We start from the raw sequence: 20,960 nt of genomic DNA on the forward strand, positions 1-20,960 counted from the left end.
ATGACGATTCTGGTAATTGCCGAACACGACAACGCATCGATCAAGGCATCGACGCTGAACACGGTGGCCGCCGCGGTGAAGATCGGCGGCGACATTCACGTGCTGGTCGCGGGCCGCGATGCGCAGGGCGCGGCGGACGCGGCGGCGAAGATCGCGGGCGTGTCGAAGGTGCTGCTGGCCGACGCGCCGCAACTCGCGGACGGTCTCGCGGAAAACGTCGAGGCGACCGCGCTGAACGTCGCGAAGGACTACTCGCACATCCTCGCGCCGGCGACCGCATACGGCAAGAACATCGCGCCGCGGATCGCCGCGAAGCTGGACGTCGCGCAGATCTCGGACATCACGGCGGTCGATTCGGCCGATACGTTCGAGCGCCCGATCTACGCGGGCAACGCGATCGCGACGGTGCAGTCGAGCGATCCGATCAAGGTGATCACGGTGCGCGCGACGGGCTTCGATCCGGTCGCGGCCGAAGGCGGCAGCGCGCCGGTCGAGAAGATCGACGCGGCGGCGGACGCGGGCGTGTCGCAGTTCGTGAGCCGCGAGGTGACGAAGCTCGATCGTCCGGAACTGACGTCGGCGTCGATCATCGTGTCGGGCGGCCGCGGCCTCGGCAGCGGCGAGAACTACACGAAGGTGCTGGAGCCGCTCGCCGACAAGCTGCAGGCGGCGCTCGGCGCGTCGCGCGCGGCGGTGGACGCGGGCTACGTGCCGAACGACTATCAGGTGGGCCAGACGGGCAAGATCGTCGCGCCGCAGCTGTACATCGCGGTGGGCATCTCGGGCGCGATCCAGCACCTGGCCGGCATGAAGGATTCGAAGGTGATCGTCGCGATCAACAAGGACCCCGAAGCGCCGATCTTCAGCGTGGCCGACTACGGCCTCGTCGGCGATCTGTTCACGCTCGTGCCGGAACTCGTGAACGAGCTCGGCTGACGCGCGCCGCGCGCGTTGCGTTCAACGCGCGAGCAGGTCGAACATGAACAAAGGGGCGCGGCGAGCGCCCCTTTTCACACCATAAGCAGACTAGGAGAGGAGCAACATGAGCTATACCGCACCCGTCAAGGACATGCTGTTCGTGATGAAGGAGCTGGCCGGCATCGATGAGGTCGCGAAGCTGCCCGGCTACGAGGACGCCGGCTTCGATACGGCGCACGCCGTGCTCGACGAATCGGCGAAGTTCTGCGGCGAGGTGCTCGCGCCGCTCAACGTCGAAGGCGACAAGAATCCGAGCAGCTGGAAGGACGGCGCCGTCACGGCGACGCCCGGCTTCAAGGAGGCGTTCCGCCAGTTCGTCGAGGGCGGCTGGCAGGGGCTCCAGCATCCGACCGAATACGACGGCCAGGGCCTGCCGAAGCTGATCGCGACGCCTTGCATCGAAATGCTGAACGCGTCGAACCTGTCGTTCGCGCTGTGCCCGCTTCTGACCGATGGCGCGATCGAGGCGCTCCTCACGGCCGGCACCGACGAACAGAAATCCCGCTACGTGCCGAAGCTCATTTCCGGCGAATGGACGGGCACGATGAACCTGACCGAGCCGCAGGCGGGCTCCGATCTCGCGCTCGTGCGCTCGCGCGCGGAGCCGCAGGGCGACGGTTCGTACAAGGTGTTCGGCACGAAGATCTTCATCACGTGGGGCGAACACGACATGGCCGACAACATCGTCCACCTCGTGCTCGCGCGCACGCCGAACGCGCCCGAAGGCGTGAAGGGCATCTCGCTGTTCATCGTGCCGAAGTTCCTCGTCAACGACGACGGCAGCCTCGGCGCGCGCAACGACGTGCACTGCGTGTCGATCGAACACAAGCTCGGCATCAAGGCGAGCCCGACCGCGGTGCTGCAGTACGGCGACCACGGCGGCGCGATCGGCTATCTCGTCGGCGAAGAGAACCGCGGCCTCGAGTACATGTTCATCATGATGAACGCGGCGCGCTTCGGCGTCGGGATGCAGGGGATCGGTGTCGCCGAGCGTGCGTACCAGAAGGCCGCCGAGTTCGCGAAGGAGCGCGTGCAGAGCCGTCCCGTCGACGGTTCCGCGAAGCAGTCGGTGACGATCATTCATCACCCGGACGTGCGCCGGATGCTCGCGACGATGCGCGCGCTCACGGAAGGCGCGCGGGCGCTGTCCTACGTCGCCGCCGCGCATTGCGATCACGCGCACCGCGCCGCCGACGAAGGCGTGCGCGCGCGGCATCAGGCGATCTACGAGTATCTGGTGCCGGTCGTGAAGGGCTGGAGCACCGAGATGGTCAACGAGGTCGCGAGCCTCGGGATTCAGGTGCACGGCGGAATGGGCTTCATCGAGGAAACGGGCGCCGCGCAGTACTACCGCGACGCGCGCATTCTCGCGATCTACGAAGGCACGACCGCGATCCAGGCGAACGACCTCGTCGGCCGGAAGACGGCGCGCGACGGCGGCGCAGTCGCGAAGGCGATCGTCGGCGAGATCCGGCAGACGGCCGACGCGCTGGGCGCGCACGATGGCCCGGCATTCGCCGCGATGAAGGCGCAACTGGAAGACGGCGCGCGCGCGTTGTCGGCCGTCGTCGACTTCGTCGTCGCGAACGTGAAGGGCGATCCGAACGCGGTGTTTGCCGGCAGCGTGCCGTATCTGAAGCTCGCGGGCGTCGTGCTGTGCGGCTGGCAAATGGCGCGCGCGCTGCTCGCCGCGCAGCAAAAACGCGCCGACGATCCGAAGTTCTACGACGCGAAGATCGCGATCGCGCAGTTCTACGCAGAGCACATTCTCGCGCAGGCGAGCGGGCTCGAAGCGTCGATCGTCGGCGCGAAGGGCGGGCAGGGCGTGTTCGCGCTGACGGAAGACCAGTTCTGATCGTCCGGCTCGGCGGCTAGACGCCGAAACGAAACGCTGAAACGAAAAACGGCGCCCTCGGGCGCCGTTCCTTTTGAACGCGGCCGCGCATGCGGGCCGCCCGATTCGCGCGTCAGTGCGTCATGCGTAGGCGGGACGATGCTCGCCGTCCGTTTCGCTCAGATAGCGATGCACGGACAGGTCATCCGCGCGGATCGCCGGCTTCTTGCCCGACATCAGGTCGGCGAGCAGTTGGCCGGAGCCGCACGACATCGTCCAGCCGAGCGTGCCGTGGCCCGTGTTGAGGAACAGGTTCGGCACCGGCGTGCGGCCGACGATCGGCGTGCCGTCCGGCGTCATCGGACGCAGGCCGGTCCAGAACGACGCGCTTGCGGTGTCGCCGCCGCCCGGGAACAGGTCGTTCACGCACATTTCGAGCGTTTCGCGGCGCGCTTGGCGCAGCCGCTTGTCGAAGCCGACGATCTCCGCCATCCCGCCCACGCGGATGCGATCGTCGAAGCGGGTGATCGCGATCTTGTAGGTTTCGTCGAGCACGGTCGATACCGGCGCCTTCGCCGCGTCGACGATCGGCGCGGTGATCGAATAGCCCTTCAGCGGATACACCGGAATCTTCACGAGATTCGCGACGAAGTCCGTCGAGTACGAGCCTAGCGCGACCACGTACGCGTCGGCGCGCACCATCTCGCCGCCGCAATGAACGCCCGCGATCTTGCCGCCCGCGATGGCGAGCGCGTCGATGCTCGTGTTGAAGCGGAACTTCACGCCGAGCTGCTCGGCGAGCGCGGCGAGGCGCGTCGTGAAGAGCTGGCAGTCGCCCGTCTCGTCGCCCGGCAGCCGCAGGCCGCCCGTCAGCTTTTCCGAGACCGCGGCGAGCGCCGGTTCGGCCTTCTTCAGCTCGTCGCTCGACAGCAGCTCGAACGGCACGTTCGCCTCGCGTAGCACCGCGATGTCCTTCGCGGCGCCGTCGAGCTGCTGCTGCGTGCGGAAAACCTGGAGCGTGCCGCCCGTGCGTCCTTCGTACTGGATGCCCGTGTCGGCGCGCAGCGCCTGCAGGCAGTCGCGGCTGTATTCGGCGAGGCGCACCATCCGGCCCTTGTTCAGCGCGTAGCGCTCGGTCGTGCAGTTGCGCAGCATCTGCCACATCCATTGCAGCTGGAAGCGCGTGCCGTCGAGGCGGATCGCGAGCGGCGCATGCTTTTCGAACATCCACTTGACGGCCTTCAGCGGCACGCCGGGCGCGGCCCACGGCGCCGCGTAGCCGGGCGAGATCTGGCCCGCGTTCGCAAAGCTCGTGTCGAGGGCGGGACCGGCCTCGCGGTCGATCACCGTGACTTCATGGCCCGCGCGAGCCAGATAATAGGCGCTCGCCACGCCGACCACGCCACTGCCCAAGATAACCACTCGCATAGCTGCTCCGGATAGAGAAGACGCCGGGCGGCGCGCGGCACACCCGGTGCGCTCTGCGATTTCCACCCAACCTAGTTTTTTGCGCTATGGTATTGTTGAAACTATAGGTTTTGTTATTGTATTTTTTCAATTTTCAGTAAAAAAACGATGAGAACCCAACGCCAGCCGGTACGCGCGCTCGACAAGCTCGACCGGCGCATTCTGAAGCTGCTGCAAGAGGACGGCCGCATGGCGATGAAGGACCTCGCCGAGCGCGTCGGCCTGACGGTCACGCCTTGCATCGAGCGGGTGCGGCGGATGGAGCGCGACGGCGTGATCACGGGCTATCACGCGCGCGTCGACCCGGCGCAGCTCGGCGCGGCGCTGCTCGTATTCGTCGAGATCACGCTCGATCACAAGAGCGGCAACATGTTCGAGCAGTTTCGGCGCGAGGTGATGAAGATCGACGAGGTGCTCGAATGCCATCTGGTGTCGGGCGACTTCGACTATCTGATCAAGGCGCGGATCGGCGAGATGGCCGACTACCGCAAGCTGCTCGGCGACATCCTGCTGCAACTGCCGGGCGCCGTGCAGTCGAAGAGTTATGTCGTGATGGAAGAGATCAAGGAGACGCTGGCGATCGCGGTCGACGAGTGAGGCGAGCGCGCGTGCGCGCGGGCGCGAATTCTCGGCGCTTGGCACAAACCGCCAATTACTGTATGTTTATACAGTAATTGGCGGTTTTGTCATTCGCGGCTCGGGCCGCGTAGCAGAGGCACGATGAACGATCGATCCGACGTCGAATATCCGGTAGCGCCGCCCGCGCCCCGCAAGGGGCGCGGCGCGGTGGGCAACCTGCAGGGGCGCTACGAGATCGTCGAGCGCGAGGCGGTCGACGACGGCTGGACGCGCGACGACGACGGCGAGCCGCCCGCCGCGTTGCGCACGCAGGTGTTCGAGGAGCGCGCGAGGACGATCCTCACGCGCAACGCGTCGCCGGACATCCCGTTCAACGTGTCGCTGAACCCGTATCGCGGCTGCGAGCACGGCTGCATCTACTGCTTCGCGCGGCCGACGCACAGCTATCTCGGGCTGTCGCCGGGGCTCGATTTCGAGAGCCGGATCTACGCAAAGGTGAACGCGGCGGAGTTGCTCGCGCGCGAGTTCGCGAAGCCCCGTTACGTGCCCGAGCCGATCGCGCTCGGCGTGAACACCGACGCGTATCAGCCGGTCGAGCGCGAGCTGGCGATCACGCGGCAGGTGATCCAGGTGATGCACGATCACGGGCAGCCGTTTGCCGCGATCACGAAGTCGTCGCTGATCGAGCGCGATCTCGATCTGCTCGCGCCGATGGCCGAGCGCCGGCAGGTGATGGCGGCCGTCACGATCACGACGCTCGATCCCGAGCTCGCGCGGGCGCTCGAGCCTCGCGCCGCGACGCCTTCGCGCCGGCTGCGGACGATCCGCGCGCTGCGCGACGCGGGCGTGCCCGTCGGCGTGAGCGTCGCGCCGATGATTCCGTTCGTCACCGAGCCCGATCTCGAGCGCGTGCTCGAGGCGTGCGCGGACGCTGGCGCGACGCATGCGAGCTATATCGTGCTGCGGCTGCCGTGGGAGGTCGCGCCGCTCTTCACCGAATGGCTCGCCGCGCATTTCCCGGATCGCGCGGAGCGCGTGATGGCGCGCGTGCGGGACATGCGCGGCGGCAAGGACTACGACTCGGATTTCAGCCGGCGAATGAAGGGGGACGGCATGTGGGCGGATCTGCTCAGGCAGCGCTTCCGGATGGCGGTCAAGCGCTGCGGGCTGAACGAACGCTCGCGCGGCATTCTCGATTTCTCGCGGTTCGGTGCGCAGCGGCAGTCGAAGCCGCGGACGCCGCTCGCGCGGCCGGGCAAGGCGGCGCAAGCGAAAGACGCGTCGCAGCTCAGCCTGTTCTAGAGCGCGTGATGCGCGCGGGGTATGTGTGTCGCGTCGGCCGCGCCTGCGCACGCATCATTGCGAAATTTGCTTGGCCGCCTCGACCTGCGATTCGAAGTACGTCTGGAACGCGAGCGCGAGCCCTGTCATCAGCAGGAACGCGCCGATCAGCAGCGAGAAGATGACGACGAACACGACGCCCCAGCCGGAGCGGCTGCGGCGGTCCGTTGCGGCGTTGAATTGCGCGTCCCATTTGTCGTCGGCGCGCAGCCCGTAGACGAGCGCGGCGAGGAAGGCGGCGAGCAGTGAAATCGCGCCGGGCATGACGAGCCACCAGCCGAGCGCGGCGCTGCGCCCCGAGGCCGCGAGCAGCAGGAACCCGGGAACGCCGACGATCGTCGCGAACACGTGCGCCCAGCCCGCGAGGTCTTTCCAGCCGTATAGATAGAAACGGTGCGCGCCGAGTGAGCCGAACAGGAAGGCGAGCAGTGCGGTGAGCGTCTTTGAGCGAAAGCGGGGCGGCGTGGTCGTGCTGCTGGACATGTCGGGCAGGCAGAGAGGTCTTCTTCGTGGACGCCCCGGCGAGGCGGGGCGCGGCGGTCGGCTCGCATTCTACGATGTGGGGCGCGGCACGGTCACGCGATGGTTGCGTCAATGCGTCGCATCGTAGGTGATCCGGTAGATCGCGCCTGCGTAGTCGTCGCTGACGAGGAGCGAGCCGTCCGGCAGCGGCAGCACATCGGCGGGGCGTCCCCAGACGCTTTCGTCGGGCCGGAGCCACCCTTGGACGAAGGCCTCCTGGCGCGCCGACCGGCCGTCGGGCGAGGCGATCACTCGCATGACCCGGTAGCCGACCTTGCGGCTGCGGTTCCACGAACCGTGCTCGGCAATGAAGATATTGCCCCGGTAGTCGGGCGGGAACATGTCGCCCGTATAGAAGCGCATGCCGAGCGAGGCGACATGCGCGCCCAGCTTGAGCACGGGCGGCACGTAGCTCGCGCACGTGTGGCCGCCGCCGAACTGCGGATCGAGCACGTCGCCGCCGTGGCAGAACGGATAGCCGAAGTCGAGGCCCGCGCGCGGCGCACGGCTCAGCTTGTCGTCGGGGCGGTCGTCGCCCATCAGATCCCGGCCGTTGTCGGTGAACCAGAGCTCGTGCGTCGCCGGATGCCATGCGAAGCCGACCGTGTTGCGCACGCCGCGCGCATAGACCTCGTAGCCGCTGCCGTCGGGATTCATCCGGCCGATCATCGCGTAGCGGTCGCGGTCGGCGACGCAGATGTTGCACGGCGCGCCCGTCGGCACGTAGAGCTTGCCGTCGGGCCCGAATGCGATGAATTTCCAGCCGTGATGGCGTTCGGTCGGCAGCGCGTTCGTGACCACGACGGGCTTCGGCGGCGCGGCGAGCCGCTCGTCGATCCGGTCGAGGCGTAAAATTCGCGATACGGCCGACACGTAGAGCGCGCCGTCGCGGTACGCGACGCCGACCGGCATCTCGAGCCCGGATGCGATCACGTGATGCTCGCGCACATGGCCGTCGCGCACGACGAGCGCGTGCACGCGCCCCTCCATGCTGCCGACGTACAGGATGCCCCGCGGCGACCACGCCATTTCGCGCGCGGCGGGCACGTCGTCGGCGAGCACCTGGACGCGGAAGCCGGGCGGCACGCGCAGTTCGTCGATCGGCAGCGCGGCCGACGCATCGGCGGCCGCGATTGTGGCCGCGATTGTGGCGAGAACGAGACAGGCGGCGGCCGCCGCGCGCAGCAAAGCCGGCAGGTCTGACGAAACGATGCGCGACAGGGCGGTGGAAGGACGCATGACGGACGAAGGCGGGCGAGCGCGAAGCGCGCGACGGGGCAATTGTAAGCCTCCGGAGGCGGCAGCCGGGTTTTTTGCCGGGTAAGTGTTTGTTGTGCCATCGATTTCGGGCTATAATCGCACGTTTCAGTAGTTTTCGAACCCGGTTTCCCCGAAGGAATTCATATGGTCATCATCCGTCTGGCTCGCGGCGGCTCGAAGAAGCGCCCGTTCTACAACATCGTCGCCACCGATTCGCGCAACCGTCGTGACGGCCGTTTCATCGAGCGCGTCGGCTTCTACAACCCGGTCGCGACGAAGGGCGAAGCGCTGCGCATCGCTCAAGACCGCCTGACGTACTGGCAAGGCGTTGGCGCGCAACTGTCGCCGACCGTCGAGCGTCTCGTGAAGCAAGCGCAAAAGGCGCAGCCGGCTGCCTAACATGGCGCGGCGTGCCGGAAGTGCCGGCTGCGAGGTTCGTTGATGGCTGGTCACGACTCCGGTAGCGCAAAGCGCGGACAAGCGCCGTCGTTCGGCGTATTCGTCCGCAAGCCGGTCGAGCGCGCGCCCGTGAAAGCGGCGAGCGGCGGCGCGGCTGATTCGGAAGCAATTCGCATCGACGCGGCGCAGTCGTGGCCGGACGATGCGGTCGAGGTCGGCGCGGTGGTCGACGCGTACGGCCTCAAGGGCTGGGTCAAGCTCGCGGCCCATGCCGGTGCGGGGCGAGGCGGCGACGCGCTCCTCAACGCGCGCGACTGGTGGCTGCAAAAGGGCGCGGAGCGGAAATCCGCGCGCGTCACGCAGGCGAAGCTGCATGGCGACGCGATCGTCGCGCATCCGGCCGGCTCCGCCGATCGGGATGCGGCGCTCGCGCTGCGCGGTTTTCGCGTGTTCGTGCGTCGCGGCGATTTCCCGGCGCTCGCCGCCGACGAGTTCTACTGGGTCGATCTGATCGGCCTCGACGTCGTCAACGAGGCGGGCGTCGCGCTCGGCAAGGTCGCCGACATGATCGACAACGGCGTGCATTCGATCATGCGCGTCGAATATCCGGCAACCGGCAAGGATGGCGGGCCGAAAACCGGCGAGCGGCTGATTCCGTTCGTCGGCGCGTACGTGAAGGCGGTCGAGCAGGCGGCGGGGCGCATCGTCGTCGACTGGGAAGCCGATTACTGAAATGGACGAAGCCACGCAGAGCGCGATCCAGTTCGACGTCGTCACGCTCTTTCCGGAGATGTTTCGCGCGTTGACCGACTGGGGCATCACGAGCCGCGCGGTGAAGCAGGGGCGGTTCGGCCTGCGCACGTGGAATCCGCGCGATTTCACGACCGACAATTACCGTACCGTCGACGATCGCCCGTATGGCGGCGGCCCCGGCATGGTGATGCTCGCGAAGCCGCTGGAAGCGGCGATCGGCGCGGCTAAGGCCGAGCAGGCGGCGCAGGGCGTCGCGACGTCGCGTGTCGTGATGATGTCGCCGCAGGGCGCGCCGCTCACGCACGAGCGCGTCGCGCGGATGGCTGCGGAGCCGGGCGTCGTGCTGCTGTGCGGCCGTTACGAGGCGATCGACCAGCGCCTGATCGATCGTTGCGTCGACGAGGAACTGAGCCTCGGCGACTTCGTGCTGTCGGGCGGCGAGTTGCCTGCGATGGCGCTGATGGACGCCGTCGTGCGCCTGCTGCCGGGCGTGCTGAACGATGCGCAATCGGCGGTGCAGGACAGTTTCGCCGACGGGCTGCTCGATTGCCCGCATTACACGCGCCCCGAGGAATACGAGGGCGTGCGCGTGCCGGACGTGCTGCTCGGCGGACATCATGCCGAGATCGAACGCTGGCGTAGGCAGGAAGCGTTGAGAAACACCCTTGCGAAGCGTCCCGATCTGATCGCGCGGGCGCGTCGCGAAAAGTTGCTGAGCCGGGCCGACGAGGCGTGGCTTGCAAGTCTCGCGAAAGAAGCGAAGCAGGCCTCCTGAGGCGGCGGCGCTTTCGCTCGCGAATATGGCGGTGCCGTGCATGCGTGCGCGGCGCCAGATGTGAATCCATCCTCTATCGGGGCCGAGCCTGGGTGCAGGCGGGCGCAAACGCCGACAAGATGGCTTTAGGAGTCAGTGATGAATCTGATCGCAAAACTTGAGCAGGAAGAGATCGAGCGCGCGCTCGCAGGCAAGACGATCCCCGCATTCGCCCCGGGCGACACGGTGATCGTGAACGTGAACGTGGTGGAAGGTAACCGCAAGCGCGTTCAGGCTTACGAAGGCGTCGTGATCGCGAAGCGCAACCGTGGCCTCAACTCGTCGTTCATCGTCCGCAAGATCTCGTCGGGCGAAGGCGTCGAGCGTACGTTCCAGACGTACTCGCCGCTGCTGGCGAGCATCGTCGTGAAGCGTCGCGGCGACGTGCGTCGCGCGAAGCTGTACTACCTGCGCGAGCGTTCGGGCAAGTCGGCTCGAATCAAGGAAAAGCTGGTGTCGAAGGATCGCGCCGCTGCTGCGCAACAGTAAGCGCGCTCGGGAACGTGCGCCGGATGTCGATCGGCGCGCGTTTCGTCAGGTGCGGAAAAGCGCCGTGCGGGAAGCTCCCGCACGGCTTTTTTTTTTTCGCAGCGTGTCGAGAGCCGCGGCGCTGCCGCGGCTTTTTGCATTCGACCGCGGTCGCGCGATTGCGCATTCGGGTGAAACCGATCGGCGGCTCGACGCACTGCCTTGAAACGGCGAGCATCGGCCTGCACGCGTGCCGCTCGTGCCAGCGGAGCGCCGGCAAGGCCGGCGCGCGGTGGCTCGCTCACAGGAACTGGCCGAGGGGCAGGTCGAGATCGATCGTCGCACGGCTCAGTTCCGCTTCGGCGGCCCGCGCCTTCGCGGAAAAGAGCCGCATCAGCACGACCTTGTTCAGCGTGTCGCTGCGCAGCGCGCCCTGCGCGCGGCTGCCGATCAGCGTCACGCGCGCGGCGACCGGCCAGCGCCCGGCGCGCGCATAGAAGCGCGCGAGCGGCGGATCGCACGTGAACACGCCGATGTCGATGCCGCTCGCTTGCAGCCACTGCGTCGCCGCCGCGACCGTGCGCGTGCCGAGGCCCGCGCGCCGGTGCGCGGGATCGGTCGCCACCCAGCTGAGCCCGCCGATCGAGAAGCGCTCGCCCGCGTGCGAGATCGTCTTGCGCACGACGGCCGAGTAGCCGACGACTTCATGGTTCGCCGGCGTCGATACGTAGAACGACATCGCGTCGAGGCGAGGATCGTGGATCACCGGAGTCGTTTCGCCGGGGGCAAACGCATCGTCGGGGTCGACGCGTTGGTGGAGCAGGGCGAACTGGCGTCGAAGCGCGTCGGGCGCGTCGTTGTAGCGAATCGAGTGGAGTGCGTAGGCGTTCGTCATGTCGCGGGGTCATCGTGATATGGGCGGGTGGGGCGTGACAGCGAGGCGCGCCGGGGTTCATGCTGGTTCGTCGGCGCTCGGTTTGCCGATGGTCGGGCTTGTTGCCGGGCGGGCGAAGCGGCTGTCGGGCCGGTTTTCCGCTCGTCCGGGTTCGCCCGGCGCGGGGCCGAATCGCCCCGGCTCTCGAAGGCCCGGGTGCGACGACGGTTGCCCGAGCGGTCCGAATCCCGGGCCGCGCGGATGGCGCTCGCATGCAAGTTGCCGGTTCCGCGGGACGCACAAACGGCGGCGCCGGTTCGTGCCGGATATTCGTTCGATCGCGGGCGCGTCAGGCGGTTCGTGGATGTAGCGCGAATCGGGCCAACTTGCATGCCGTCGATCGGTGCGCCGCGGACGGCATCGCTGCGGCACCATATAATGAGCCACGCATCGGCGCACGCGCCGGCCGGACGCGCCGCCGATTTGCCGGTTGCCGACGGCAGTGCCGCCCGACGATCCGCCGCGATGGGCGTTTTTTTCTTTCCGGCGCGACAATATGGTCATATCCATTCCGAGAAGAGCGTCCCCTTGATCCGTCGCCCCATCATCGACCCCGAAGTGCTGCCGATCGAGACGACCGGCGCCGGTCTGCCGGCCGTCCCGCCGCCGTTGCTCACGCCGGCCGGCTTGCGCAGCCGTTTCGAGCAGCCGCCCGAATGGACGCAGGAGCCCGTCGAGGTGCAGCTCGCCGACGGCGTCGATCCGCGCAGCGCGGCGGTGCTCGTGCCGCTCGTCGTGCGTGAGCGTGGCCTGACCGTGCTGCTCACGCAGCGCGCGGACCACCTGAACGACCACGCCGGCCAGATCAGTTTCCCGGGCGGGCGCCGCGAGCCCGACGACCGCGACGCGAACGCCACCGCGCTGCGCGAGGCGCGCGAGGAAATCGCGCTCGCGCGCGAGCGCGTCGAATTGCTGGGCGCGCTGCCCGACTATCTGACGGGCACGGGTTTTTGCGTGACGCCTGTCGTCGCGCTCGTGCATCCGCCGTTCACGGTGCAGGCGGACACGCTCGAAGTTGCCGAGATTTTCGAAGTGCCGTTCGATTTCCTGATGGACCCCGCGCACCACCAGGTGAGGGTGTTCCGCTGGGAGGGCGGCGAGCGGCGCTTCTTCGCGATGCCGTATCCGCGCGGGCCGGTCGGCGGCCAGTATTTCATCTGGGGCGCGACGGCCGGCATGCTGCGCAACCTGTACCGCTTCCTCGCGGCCTAGCGGCCGGCGCCACAGTCGACGCACGCCGCAGCCATCCGGCGCGCCCGCTGTGCTATCTTTACGCGAAAAATCAATCACCCAGAACGGCACGGCCCTTCGCATGACTTTCTTCTCGGTTCTCCTTGCCCTCATCATCGAACAGGTCCGCGCGCTGTCGCCGAGCAATCCGGTCTTCGCGCTGTTTCAGTCTCATGCGGAATCGGCTGCGCACGGCTTCGACGCCGGCAAAAGGAAGCATGGCGTGCTCGCCTGGCTCGTCGTCGTGCTGCCCTGGGTGCTTGCCGTCGGGCTCGTCTATTTCCTGCTGTACAAGGTGAGCTTCGTGCTCGCGTTCCTCTGGAACGTCGTCGTCGTGTACTTCACGCTCGGCTTCCGGCAGTTCAGCCATTACTTCACCGACATCCACCTCGCGCTCAACAACGACGACGTGCCGCGCGCGCGCGACATCCTGCGCGAGTGGACGGGCATCGACACGGTCGACATGCCGGTCAGCGAGATCGTCCGCCATACGCTGATCCACGCGGTCGTCGCGTCGCATCGGCACGTGTTCGGCGTGTTCTTCTGGTTCGTGCTGCCGGTCGGCCCGGCGGGCGCGGTGCTGTACCGGATCGCCGAATATCTGTCGCGCAGCTGGTCGGCGCCGGCGGACGACCGCACCGCGGCGTTCTCGACGTTCGCGCAGCGCGCGTTCTTCGTGATCGACTGGGTGCCGGCGCGCCTGACGGCGCTCGGCTTCGCGATCGTCGGCAACTTCGAGGATGCGATCTACGCATGGCGCAATCACACGCGCCAGTGGCCCGACTCGAACGACGGCGTGCTGCTCGCGGCCGGCAGCGGCGCGCTCGGCGCGCGGCTCGCGGGCCCGCTCGCCGAGCAGTCGAGCATCGATGCGCTCGCGGCGGGGGACAACGGGCCGGTGACGGTCGGCGACGACTGCACGCCGCGCACGCTGCAGTCGGCCGTCGGCCTCGTGTGGCGCGCGGTGATCCTGTGGATGCTGCTTCTGTTGATGCTGACGATCGCCGTCTGGGTGTCGTGATGCGGCGGGGGCGTTGCGCGTGCTTCGCCCCGACCGCGACAGCCAACGAAAAAGCCGGCTTCGAGCCGGCTTTTTTGCGCCTCGTGCCGTGTCGAGCGGGGCGCGCACGTTATTGGTGCGGCGTCGGGCCTGCGGGGCGAGCCGGCACGCGGTGCGGTCAGCCGTCGCGCGGGTCGCGGCCCGCGCCGCAATGCCAGCACGCGGTGAACTGTGCGTCGAGCGTCTCGCCGCAGCGCGCGCAGCGCCACGGCGCCGCGCCGGCGGGCGGCCCGGCCGATGCCGCCTCGATCAGCCGCCGCGCGAGCGCCTCGTCGCGTTCGTCGTCGAGCCAGATTTCCGGCAGGCACGCGTCCATCGGCAGGCCGCCGAGCGCGCCGCTGGCGTAACAGTTGTGCAGCTCGCAGCCGACGCCTGCGACGTCGAGCACGTTCGCCCAGTGCTGGGCGGTGGCGAGGTCGGGGGCCTTGAAGCGCATCGGCGTCTCCTCCGTGCGTGACGAACGGGCGGCGGCGGCGCGGGGCCGCCGGGCCGCCCGGCTAGCGGACGATCTGGCTCGCCTCGTGCACGAGCTGCGCGTACAGCGCGTGGCGCGAGGCCGCGATCCTGCCGCCGGCGACGGCTTCCAGGATCGCGCAGCCCGGCTCGTGCAGATGATGACAATTATAGAAACGGCAATGCGGCAACAGCGGCCGGAACTCCGGGAACGCGCGCTCGAGGCGGCCTTCCGTCAGATGATAGAGGCCGAACTCCTGGAAGCCGGGAGAATCGATCAGCGCGCCGCCTTCCGGCAGCGGATAGAGGCGCGTGAACGTCGTCGTGTGGCGGCCGCTGTTGAGCGCCGCGGAGATCTCGCGCGTCGCCGCCTCGGCGTCGGGCACGAGCAGGTTCACGAGCGTCGATTTGCCCATCCCCGACTGGCCGAGCAGGATCGTCGAATGGCCGGCGAGACGCGGCGCGAGCTGCGCGCGCGCGTCGTCGGGCGCGCCCTTGATCGACAGCTCGAGCACGTCGTAGCCGAGCGCGCGGTATGACGCGAGACGCTCGCGCGCGGCCGGCAGCGCGGCCTCGACGTCGATCTTGTTCAGCACCACGACGGGCTTCAGCGCGTTCGCCTCGGCGGCGATCAGCGCGCGGCCGAGCAGGTCTTCGCTGAAATACGGCTCGGTCGCGAGCACGATCAGCAACTGATCGAGATTCGCCGCGAAGAGCTTGGACTTGAACTGGTCGGAGCGGTAGAGCAGGTTGCGCCGCTCGCCGATCTCGACGATCACGCCCTGATCGGCCGACGTCCGTTCGTAGACGACGCGGTCGCCGACCGCGACGTCGCTTTTCTTGCCGCGCGGAAAGCACTGCAGCATCGGGCCGCCGTCGGCGGGCGCGACGATGTAGTGGCGGCCGTGCGCGGCGATCACGCGCCCTTCGACGCGCTCGCCGCCGCGCGCGGCGGCCTTGGCCGGCTGCTTGGTCGGCGCGTGCTTCATGAGTGCTGGAGCAGCCGGTCGATCCGTTGCGACGCGGGCGGGTGCGAGTAATAGAACGCGGTGTAGACGGGGTCGGGCGTGAGCGTCGACGCATTGTCTTCGTAGAGCTTCACGAGCGCGTTGACGAGGTCGCGCGCGTCGGTCTGGCTCGCGGCGAACGCGTCGGCTTCGAACTCGTGCTTGCGCGAGCTCAGGCTGCCGAGCGGCGTGACGAAGAACAGGAACACCGGCATCGACAGGAAGAACAGCACGAGCGCGACGCCCGCGTTGTTGCCGGCGAGCGACGGCATCACGCCGAGGCCCGTGTAGAACCACGCGCGCTGCGCGAGCCAGCCGAGCAGCGCGAGGAGCGCGAGGCTGAGCGCGAACGTCCAGAGCATGCGCTTCATCACGTGGCGGCGTTTGAAATGGCCGAGCTCGTGCGCGAGCACCGCTTCGATCTCGTTGCCCGTCAGGCGGGCGAGCAAAGTATCGAAGAACACGATCCGCTTCGACGCGCCGAAACCCGTGAAGTACGCGTTGCCGTGCGCGGAGCGGCGGCTGCCGTCCATCACGAAGAGGCCCTTCGCCGCGAAGCCGCAGCGCTTCATCAGCCCTTCGATGCGCGTGCGCAGCGCGTCGTCGGACAGCGGCTCGAACTTGTTGAAGAGCGGCGCGATGAAGCTCGGGTAGAGCACGAGGACGAGCATCTGGAAGCCGACCCACACCGCCCACGTCCACAGCCACCAGAGCGCGCCCGCCTGGTTCATCAGCCACAGCACGACGAAGAGGAGCGGCAGCCCGAGCGCCGCGCCGAGAAGCGCGTTCTTCGCGAGATCGGCGAAGAACAGGCGCTTGGTCATCCGGTTGAAGCCGAAGCGCTCTTCGATGCCGAACTGGCGGTAGTACTCGAACGGCAGGTCGACCGCGCCCGAGATCACGAGCACCGCGGCGACGAGCGCGACCTGCTGGCCGTAGCCGCGCCCGAGCCAGCCGGAGAGCAGCGAATCGAGCGCGCCGACGCCGCCGAGGAGCGTGAGGCCGACGAGTACGGCCGAGCCCACGACGATCTCGAACATCGTGAGCCGGGTGCGCTCGATCGTGTAGTCGGCGGCGCGCTGATGCGCGGAAAGCGGGATCGTTTCGCGGAATTGCGCGGGCACGCGGGCGCGATGCGAGGCGACGAAGCGGATCTGCCGCGACGCGAGCCACAGCTTGGTGCCCGTCATCGCGACGACCGCGACGGCGAAGAGCAGGGTGAAGGTATAGGCGGACATCGAAGGCGCTGGTGGTATCTATGCGAGAATTATATGTTCTTGCGGACCCGGCCCGCTCGTCGTTTGCCGGCCCGCCCGGCGGCGCGCGCGCCGTCCGCCCATTTCCCAGGATTGCACATGACCGATATCTCCGCCGCGGCCGGCCAGCCCGCGCTCGTTCGCAACGAATTGAACCTCGTGTGGCTCGACATGGAAATGACGGGCCTGAACCCGGACACCGACCGCATCATCGAGATCGCCGTCGTCGTCACCAATTCGACCCTCGACGTCGCGCTCGAAGGGCCGGTGCTCGCGATCCATCAGAGCGACGAGACGCTCGCGAAGATGGACGACTGGAACAAGAACACACACGGCCGCTCCGGCCTCATCGACCGCGTGCGGGCGTCGCGTGTCACGGAGGCGGACGCCGCCGCGCAGATCGAGGCGTTCCTCGGCCAGCACGTGCCGCCCGGCAAGTCGCCGATGTGCGGCAACTCGATCTGCCAGGACCGCCGTTTCATGGCGCGCTGGATGCCGGAGCTCGAGCGTTTCTTTCATTACCGCAATCTCGACGTCAGCACGCTCAAGGAGCTGTGTCGGCGCTGGCAGCCCGCGATCTACAAGGGCTTCCAGAAGCGCGCGATGCATACCGCGCTCGCCGACATCCACGAGTCGATCGACGAGCTCAAGTACTATCGCGAGCACTTCCTGATCCCGGCCGCGCCGGCGGGCGAGACCGCTTAAGCGGAGCGGGGCGGCGCGCGCGATCCGGCGCGGTGCCCGTGCGCGGCGCGTGCCGGCGCGCTCGCGCGCCGCGCCGAGCGGCCCGCAGCCGGCGTACGGCGCGGCGCCCGCGCCGCATGTCGCCGCGTAGCGCCGCGCCGCGTGCTCCACGAAGGCCGCCGTGTGCGCGGCCGGCACGTCGGACGGGCCTCGCGGCCCGCGTGCGTCGAATGTGCCTCGACCGCCCGCGGCGGGGGCGTCTTCCGGAAGGCTGTCTGCCGCGGAGGCGCCTATCACGGAATCGGCTGCCTTGGCGAGCTGCGCGGCCACGCCGCCAACGGCCGCCGTCACTTCGGCGCGCGCACCGCGCTCTTCGGCCGGAACGCCGCGCATACGGCCGGATTCGTCTGCGCGTAAGGGCCGCCGATCAGGTCGATGCAATACGGCACCGCAGCGAAAATACCCGGCACCGCGACCTTGCCGTCGTCGCCGCGCAGCCCTTCGAGCGTTTCCTTGATCGACTTCGGCTGGCCGGGCAGGTTCACGATCAGCGCCGCGTGGTCCGCGGTCTCGCGGATCACCGCGACCTGCCGCGACAGGATCGCGGTCGGCACGAAATTCAGGCTGATCTGCCGCATCTGCTCGCCGAAGCCCGGCATCTCCTTCGTCGCGACCGCGAGCGTCGCCTCGGGCGTCACGTCGCGGCGCGCCGGGCCCGTGCCGCCCGTCGTCAGCACGAGGTCGCAGCCGAGCGTGTCGACGAGCTCGATGAGCGTCGCCGAGATCGTCGGCGCGTCGTCCTGGATGAGCCGCGTTTCGGCGCGCCACGGCGACGCGAGCGCGGCCGCGAGCCACTCGGCGAGCGCCGGGATGCCCTTGTCCTCGTAGACGCCGCTGCTCGCGCGGTCGCTGATCGACACGAGGCCGATCACGAGTTCGTCGGGATGGTTACGCTTGGTCGTCGTCTTCATCGTCGGAAGGGGATGAGTGCTCGGGCGAGTCGTGCGCGTCGCCCGCCGAGCCGCTCGCCGTCTTGATCCACTGGAACAGCTCGCGGAAGTAGCGCGGCGGCCTGCCTTGCTGCACTTCCTTGCGCGCGTTGCGGATCAGCGTGCGGCCTTCCTGCACGTCGGCGGCCGGATGCTCGCGGATGAACGCGGTCAGCGCGTCGTCGCTCGCGAGCAGTTGCTCGCGGGTGCGTTCGATCCAGTGCAGGCGCGCCGTCTCGGCCTTGTTCACGCCGCGCTGCGTGTCGAGCGCCGTGCGCAGCGCGGCCGTCTCGTCGGCGGTGAGCGAGCGCATCACGCGCCCGACGTACTGAACCTGGCGGCGCTTGCCCTCGTGATCGGTGATGCGGCGCGCCTCGCGCACGGCGTCGGCGAGATCTTCCGGCATCGGCATGCGCTTTAGCGCGTCCTTCGGCAGCTCGACGAGGGCGGAGCCCAGTTCCTGCAGCGCGTGCATGTCGCGCTTCAGTTGGGATTTGCTCGGGCGATCGTAGCCGTGGTCGGCGTCCTCGCCGGCGTGCTCGATCGGTTGGATGCGGGTTTTGCGTGTCATGGGCGGCATTGTATCGCGGCGCGCACCGCACGCCGCGCATCGCCGCAGCGCGCTGCGTTCGCCGACTCGCGTCGCCGGCGCCGGACCTTGCTATGATCGCGGGATACGCACATTTCGAAACACGCGGGCGACCCGCCCGCCACCGGATATCACGACGATGGCTGCAAACCTCGACGCCCAGGCGCACTATTTCCCGCACACGCAGGACGAACTGAAAGAAATCGCGACGGACATCCTCCGGCACGCGAAGGCGCTCGGCGCGACCGACGCCGCGACCGAGATCTCCGAAGGCGACGGCCTGTCGGTGTCGGTGCGGCGCGGCGAAGTCGAGACGATCGAGCACAACCGCGACAAGACGGTCGGCGTGACCGTCTTCATCGGCAAGAAGCGCGGCAACGCGAGCACGTCCGATTTCTCGCCCGCCGCGCTGAAGGACACGGTCGCGGCCGCGTACAACATCGCGCGCTTCACGGCCGAGGACGACGCGGCCGGGCTCGCCGAAGCCGAGCTGCTCGAAACCGATCCGCGCGATCTCGACCTCTACCATCCGTGGCGCATCTCGGCCGACGAAGCGGTCGACATCGCGCGCCGCGCGGAGGACGCCGCTTTCGCGGTCAGCCCGCAGATCCGCAATTCGGAAGGCGCGAGCGTGTCCGCGCAGCACTCGCAGTTCGTGCTCGCGACGACGCGCGGCTTCCTCGCCGGCTATCCGTACTCGCGCCACTACGTCGCGTGCGCGCCGATCGCGGGCAGCGGCCGCCACATGCAGCGCGACGACTGGTACACGTCGAAGCGCCGCGCGGACGAGCTCGCGTCGCCCGAGTCGGTCGGCCGCTATGCGGCCGAGCGTGCGCTCGCGCGGATGGGCGCGCGCCGGCTCGACACGCGCAAGGTGCCCGTGCTGTTCGAGGCGCCGCTCGCGGCGGGCCTGCTCGGCGCGTTCGTGCAGGCGGTGAGCGGCGGCGCGCTGTATCGGAAGACGTCGTTCCTCGTCGACAGCCTCGGCAAGGAAGTGTTCGCGCCGCACGTGCAGATCGTCGAGGACCCGCACGTGCCGCGCGCGATGGGCAGCGCGCCGTTCGACGAGGAAGGCGTGCGCACGCGCGCGCGCAGCGTCGTGAAGGACGGCGTGGTCGAGGGCTATTTCCTGTCGACGTATTCGGCGCGCAAGCTCGGCACGCAGACGACGGGCAACGCGGGCGGCTCGCACAACATCGCGCTGAGGAGCGCGCAGACGAAGCCGGCCGACGATTTCGACGCGATGCTCAAGAAGCTCGGCACGGGCCTGCTGCTGACCGAACTGATGGGGCAGGGCGTCAACTATGTGACGGGCGACTATTCGCGCGGCGCGGCGGGCTTCTGGGTCGAGAACGGCGTGATCCAGTATCCGGTCGAGGAAATCACGGTTGCGAGCACGCTGCAGGAGATGTTCCGCCACATCGTCGCGATCGGCGCGGATTCGATCGTGCGCGGCACGAAGGAAACGGGCTCGGTGCTGATCGAACAGATGACGATCGCCGGGCAGTGAGCGCCGCGATCGGTTCGATCGCACGCAAAAACAAGAAGCGCCGCGGGAAGCGGCGCTTTTTTTGTCGTCGGACGTTATGCCGTCGGGCAGGCGGGCGCGGGATCATGCGCCGTCCGGCGTTCGTCAGCCGGCGCGCCTGCGACGGTAGACGACGAACGCGTACGCGAATTCGTTCGGCTGCGCCGCGCGATGCGCATCGCGCGACACCTCTTCCCAATGCGCGGGATCGGGCGCGGGGAACGACGCGTCGCCTTCGAAGTCCTCGTCGATCTCGGTGACGATCAGCTTGTCCGCGTGGCGCAGGCCCTCCGCGTAAAGCTGCGCGCCGCCGATCAGGAACGCCTCGGCCGCGCCGTCGCGCTCGGCGAGCGCGAGCGCGTCGCCGAGCGACGTGACCGTGTCGCAGCCGTCGAAGCGACGCGCGGCGTCGCGCGTGACGACGATGTTGCGGCGGCCGGGCAGCGGCCGGCCGATCGACTCGTGCGTCTTGCGGCCCATGACGATCGGCGCGCCCATCGTCGTGCGCTTGAAGAACGCGAGATCCTCGGGGAGTTTCCACGGAAGTTGGTTGTCGCGGCCGATCACGCCGTTGCGGGCGCGTGCGACGATCAGGGTCAGCGTCGTCATGACGGGAACAGTAGAGATGCCGGAAGGGCACGATTCTACCGGATCGCGCGTCGGCCGCCGCGCGGCGCTTCGGCTTCGTTCGGCGCCGCCGCACGGGCGGCGTTCGCGCGTCGCGCCGGCTCGAAAGGCGATGGGTGCGTGATTCGCGTCGCGGCGTGCCCGGCGGCGGACGCTTCGCGTTCCGCGTTCCGCGTTCCGCGCGCCGC

General features: G+C 68.5%; 22 protein-coding genes. 12 read left to right on the top strand and 10 right to left on the bottom strand.

What is annotated here, in order from left to right:
• Both WT60_RS06415 and WT60_RS06420 read left to right on the top strand, forming a co-directional pair.
• Positions 1 to 936 (top strand): FAD-binding protein, encoded by a 936-nt coding sequence (locus WT60_RS06415; RefSeq protein ID WP_038745573.1) that lies wholly within the window; start codon positions 1 to 3, stop codon positions 934 to 936.
• Positions 937 to 1,042: 106 nt separating this feature from the next.
• Entirely contained in the window at positions 1,043 to 2,833 is a 1,791-nt protein-coding gene (locus WT60_RS06420) for an acyl-CoA dehydrogenase (RefSeq protein ID WP_038745571.1), read from the top strand.
• 120 nt (positions 2,834 to 2,953) lie between these two features.
• On the opposite strand, the gene WT60_RS06425 is transcribed toward WT60_RS06420, so the two are convergent.
• Positions 2,954 to 4,240 carry a D-amino acid dehydrogenase gene (locus WT60_RS06425; protein WP_038745570.1) on the bottom strand — a complete coding sequence of 429 codons (1,287 nt, stop codon included), beginning with the start codon at positions 4,238 to 4,240 and terminating at the stop codon, positions 2,954 to 2,956.
• Between the two features lie 147 nt (positions 4,241 to 4,387).
• On the opposite strand from WT60_RS06425, the gene WT60_RS06430 reads away from it, so the two are divergent.
• Entirely contained in the window at positions 4,388 to 4,876 is a 489-nt protein-coding gene (locus WT60_RS06430; protein ID WP_038745568.1) for an Lrp/AsnC ligand binding domain-containing protein, read from the top strand.
• 123 nt (positions 4,877 to 4,999) lie between these two features.
• Complete coding sequence (locus tag WT60_RS06435) at positions 5,000 to 6,160, top strand: PA0069 family radical SAM protein (RefSeq protein WP_038745566.1); 1,161 nt, start codon at positions 5,000 to 5,002, stop codon at positions 6,158 to 6,160.
• A 54-nt stretch (positions 6,161 to 6,214) separates the two neighbouring features.
• Here WT60_RS06435 and WT60_RS06440 read toward each other — a convergent pair whose 3' ends face one another.
• The gene (locus WT60_RS06440) at positions 6,215 to 6,682 is read right to left on the bottom strand and encodes a TM2 domain-containing protein (protein WP_038745564.1); all 468 of its coding nucleotides are present in this window, start codon (positions 6,680 to 6,682) and stop codon (positions 6,215 to 6,217) included.
• Between the two features lie 108 nt (positions 6,683 to 6,790).
• A complete protein-coding gene (locus WT60_RS06445) occupies positions 6,791 to 7,960 on the bottom strand; it encodes a sorbosone dehydrogenase family protein (protein ID WP_059584568.1) in 1,170 nt (389 codons plus the stop codon).
• Between the two features lie 165 nt (positions 7,961 to 8,125).
• Between WT60_RS06445 and rpsP the strand changes: the two genes are divergently transcribed.
• The 4 genes from rpsP (at position 8,126) to rplS (ending at position 10,436) form a co-directional block, all read left to right on the top strand.
• The gene (gene rpsP, locus WT60_RS06450) at positions 8,126 to 8,380 is read left to right on the top strand and encodes a 30S ribosomal protein S16 (RefSeq protein WP_004189402.1); all 255 of its coding nucleotides are present in this window, start codon (positions 8,126 to 8,128) and stop codon (positions 8,378 to 8,380) included.
• A gap of 42 nt (positions 8,381 to 8,422) precedes the next feature.
• Positions 8,423 to 9,112, top strand: a complete 690-nt coding sequence (gene rimM, locus WT60_RS06455; protein WP_038745560.1) for a ribosome maturation factor RimM — start codon at positions 8,423 to 8,425, stop codon at positions 9,110 to 9,112.
• A gap of 1 nt (position 9,113) precedes the next feature.
• Positions 9,114 to 9,908, top strand: coding sequence for a tRNA (guanosine(37)-N1)-methyltransferase TrmD (gene trmD / locus WT60_RS06460; RefSeq protein WP_059584570.1), 795 nt, complete (start codon positions 9,114 to 9,116; stop codon positions 9,906 to 9,908).
• A 138-nt stretch (positions 9,909 to 10,046) separates the two neighbouring features.
• Entirely contained in the window at positions 10,047 to 10,436 is a 390-nt protein-coding gene (gene rplS, locus WT60_RS06465) for a 50S ribosomal protein L19 (protein WP_038745556.1), read from the top strand.
• Between the two features lie 280 nt (positions 10,437 to 10,716).
• On the opposite strand, the gene WT60_RS06475 is transcribed toward rplS, so the two are convergent.
• Positions 10,717 to 11,310, bottom strand: coding sequence for a GNAT family N-acetyltransferase (locus WT60_RS06475; protein WP_038745554.1), 594 nt, complete (start codon positions 11,308 to 11,310; stop codon positions 10,717 to 10,719).
• A 567-nt stretch (positions 11,311 to 11,877) separates the two neighbouring features.
• Here WT60_RS06475 and WT60_RS06480 point away from each other — a divergent pair.
• Together WT60_RS06480 and WT60_RS06485 are read left to right on the top strand one after the other, a co-directional pair.
• Positions 11,878 to 12,561: a CoA pyrophosphatase gene (locus WT60_RS06480; protein WP_060356872.1), complete on the top strand. Its 684-nt coding sequence runs from the start codon at positions 11,878 to 11,880 to the stop codon at positions 12,559 to 12,561.
• Between the two features lie 100 nt (positions 12,562 to 12,661).
• A complete protein-coding gene (locus WT60_RS06485) occupies positions 12,662 to 13,600 on the top strand; it encodes a CobD/CbiB family protein (RefSeq protein WP_038745550.1) in 939 nt (312 codons plus the stop codon).
• 157 nt (positions 13,601 to 13,757) lie between these two features.
• On the opposite strand, the gene WT60_RS06490 is transcribed toward WT60_RS06485, so the two are convergent.
• The 3 genes from WT60_RS06490 to WT60_RS06500 form a co-directional block, all read right to left on the bottom strand.
• Complete coding sequence (locus WT60_RS06490) at positions 13,758 to 14,075, bottom strand: DUF2007 domain-containing protein (RefSeq protein ID WP_038745548.1); 318 nt, start codon at positions 14,073 to 14,075, stop codon at positions 13,758 to 13,760.
• A 61-nt stretch (positions 14,076 to 14,136) separates the two neighbouring features.
• On the bottom strand, positions 14,137 to 15,081 hold the full coding sequence (gene rsgA / locus WT60_RS06495) for a ribosome small subunit-dependent GTPase A (RefSeq protein ID WP_038745546.1): 945 nt from the start codon (positions 15,079 to 15,081) through the stop codon (positions 14,137 to 14,139).
• The gene (locus WT60_RS06500; protein ID WP_060356873.1) at positions 15,078 to 16,337 is read right to left on the bottom strand and encodes a M48 family metallopeptidase; all 1,260 of its coding nucleotides are present in this window, start codon (positions 16,335 to 16,337) and stop codon (positions 15,078 to 15,080) included. The genes rsgA and WT60_RS06500 overlap by 4 nt, the downstream gene beginning before the upstream one ends.
• A 117-nt stretch (positions 16,338 to 16,454) precedes the next feature.
• Between WT60_RS06500 and orn the strand changes: the two genes are divergently transcribed.
• On the top strand, positions 16,455 to 17,060 hold the full coding sequence (gene orn, locus WT60_RS06505; RefSeq protein ID WP_038745542.1) for an oligoribonuclease: 606 nt from the start codon (positions 16,455 to 16,457) through the stop codon (positions 17,058 to 17,060).
• A 326-nt stretch (positions 17,061 to 17,386) separates the two neighbouring features.
• Here orn and mog read toward each other — a convergent pair whose 3' ends face one another.
• Positions 17,387 to 18,010, bottom strand: coding sequence for a molybdopterin adenylyltransferase (mog, locus tag WT60_RS06510; RefSeq protein WP_082759536.1), 624 nt, complete (start codon positions 18,008 to 18,010; stop codon positions 17,387 to 17,389).
• The gene (gene yjgA, locus WT60_RS06515) at positions 17,988 to 18,599 is read right to left on the bottom strand and encodes a ribosome biogenesis factor YjgA (protein ID WP_272482581.1); all 612 of its coding nucleotides are present in this window, start codon (positions 18,597 to 18,599) and stop codon (positions 17,988 to 17,990) included. Before yjgA ends, mog begins: the two co-directional genes overlap by 23 nt.
• A 157-nt stretch (positions 18,600 to 18,756) precedes the next feature.
• On the opposite strand from yjgA, the gene pmbA reads away from it, so the two are divergent.
• The gene (gene pmbA, locus WT60_RS06525; protein WP_060356875.1) at positions 18,757 to 20,127 is read left to right on the top strand and encodes a metalloprotease PmbA; all 1,371 of its coding nucleotides are present in this window, start codon (positions 18,757 to 18,759) and stop codon (positions 20,125 to 20,127) included.
• 123 nt (positions 20,128 to 20,250) lie between these two features.
• Here pmbA and WT60_RS06530 read toward each other — a convergent pair whose 3' ends face one another.
• Positions 20,251 to 20,754, bottom strand: a complete 504-nt coding sequence (locus WT60_RS06530) for a dihydrofolate reductase (RefSeq protein ID WP_038745536.1) — start codon at positions 20,752 to 20,754, stop codon at positions 20,251 to 20,253.
• Positions 20,755 to 20,960 lie beyond the last annotated feature (206 nt).

This window comes from Burkholderia sp. MSMB617WGS, assembly GCF_001532025.2.
GTDB classification, from domain to species: Bacteria; Pseudomonadota; Gammaproteobacteria; order Burkholderiales; family Burkholderiaceae; genus Burkholderia; species Burkholderia savannae.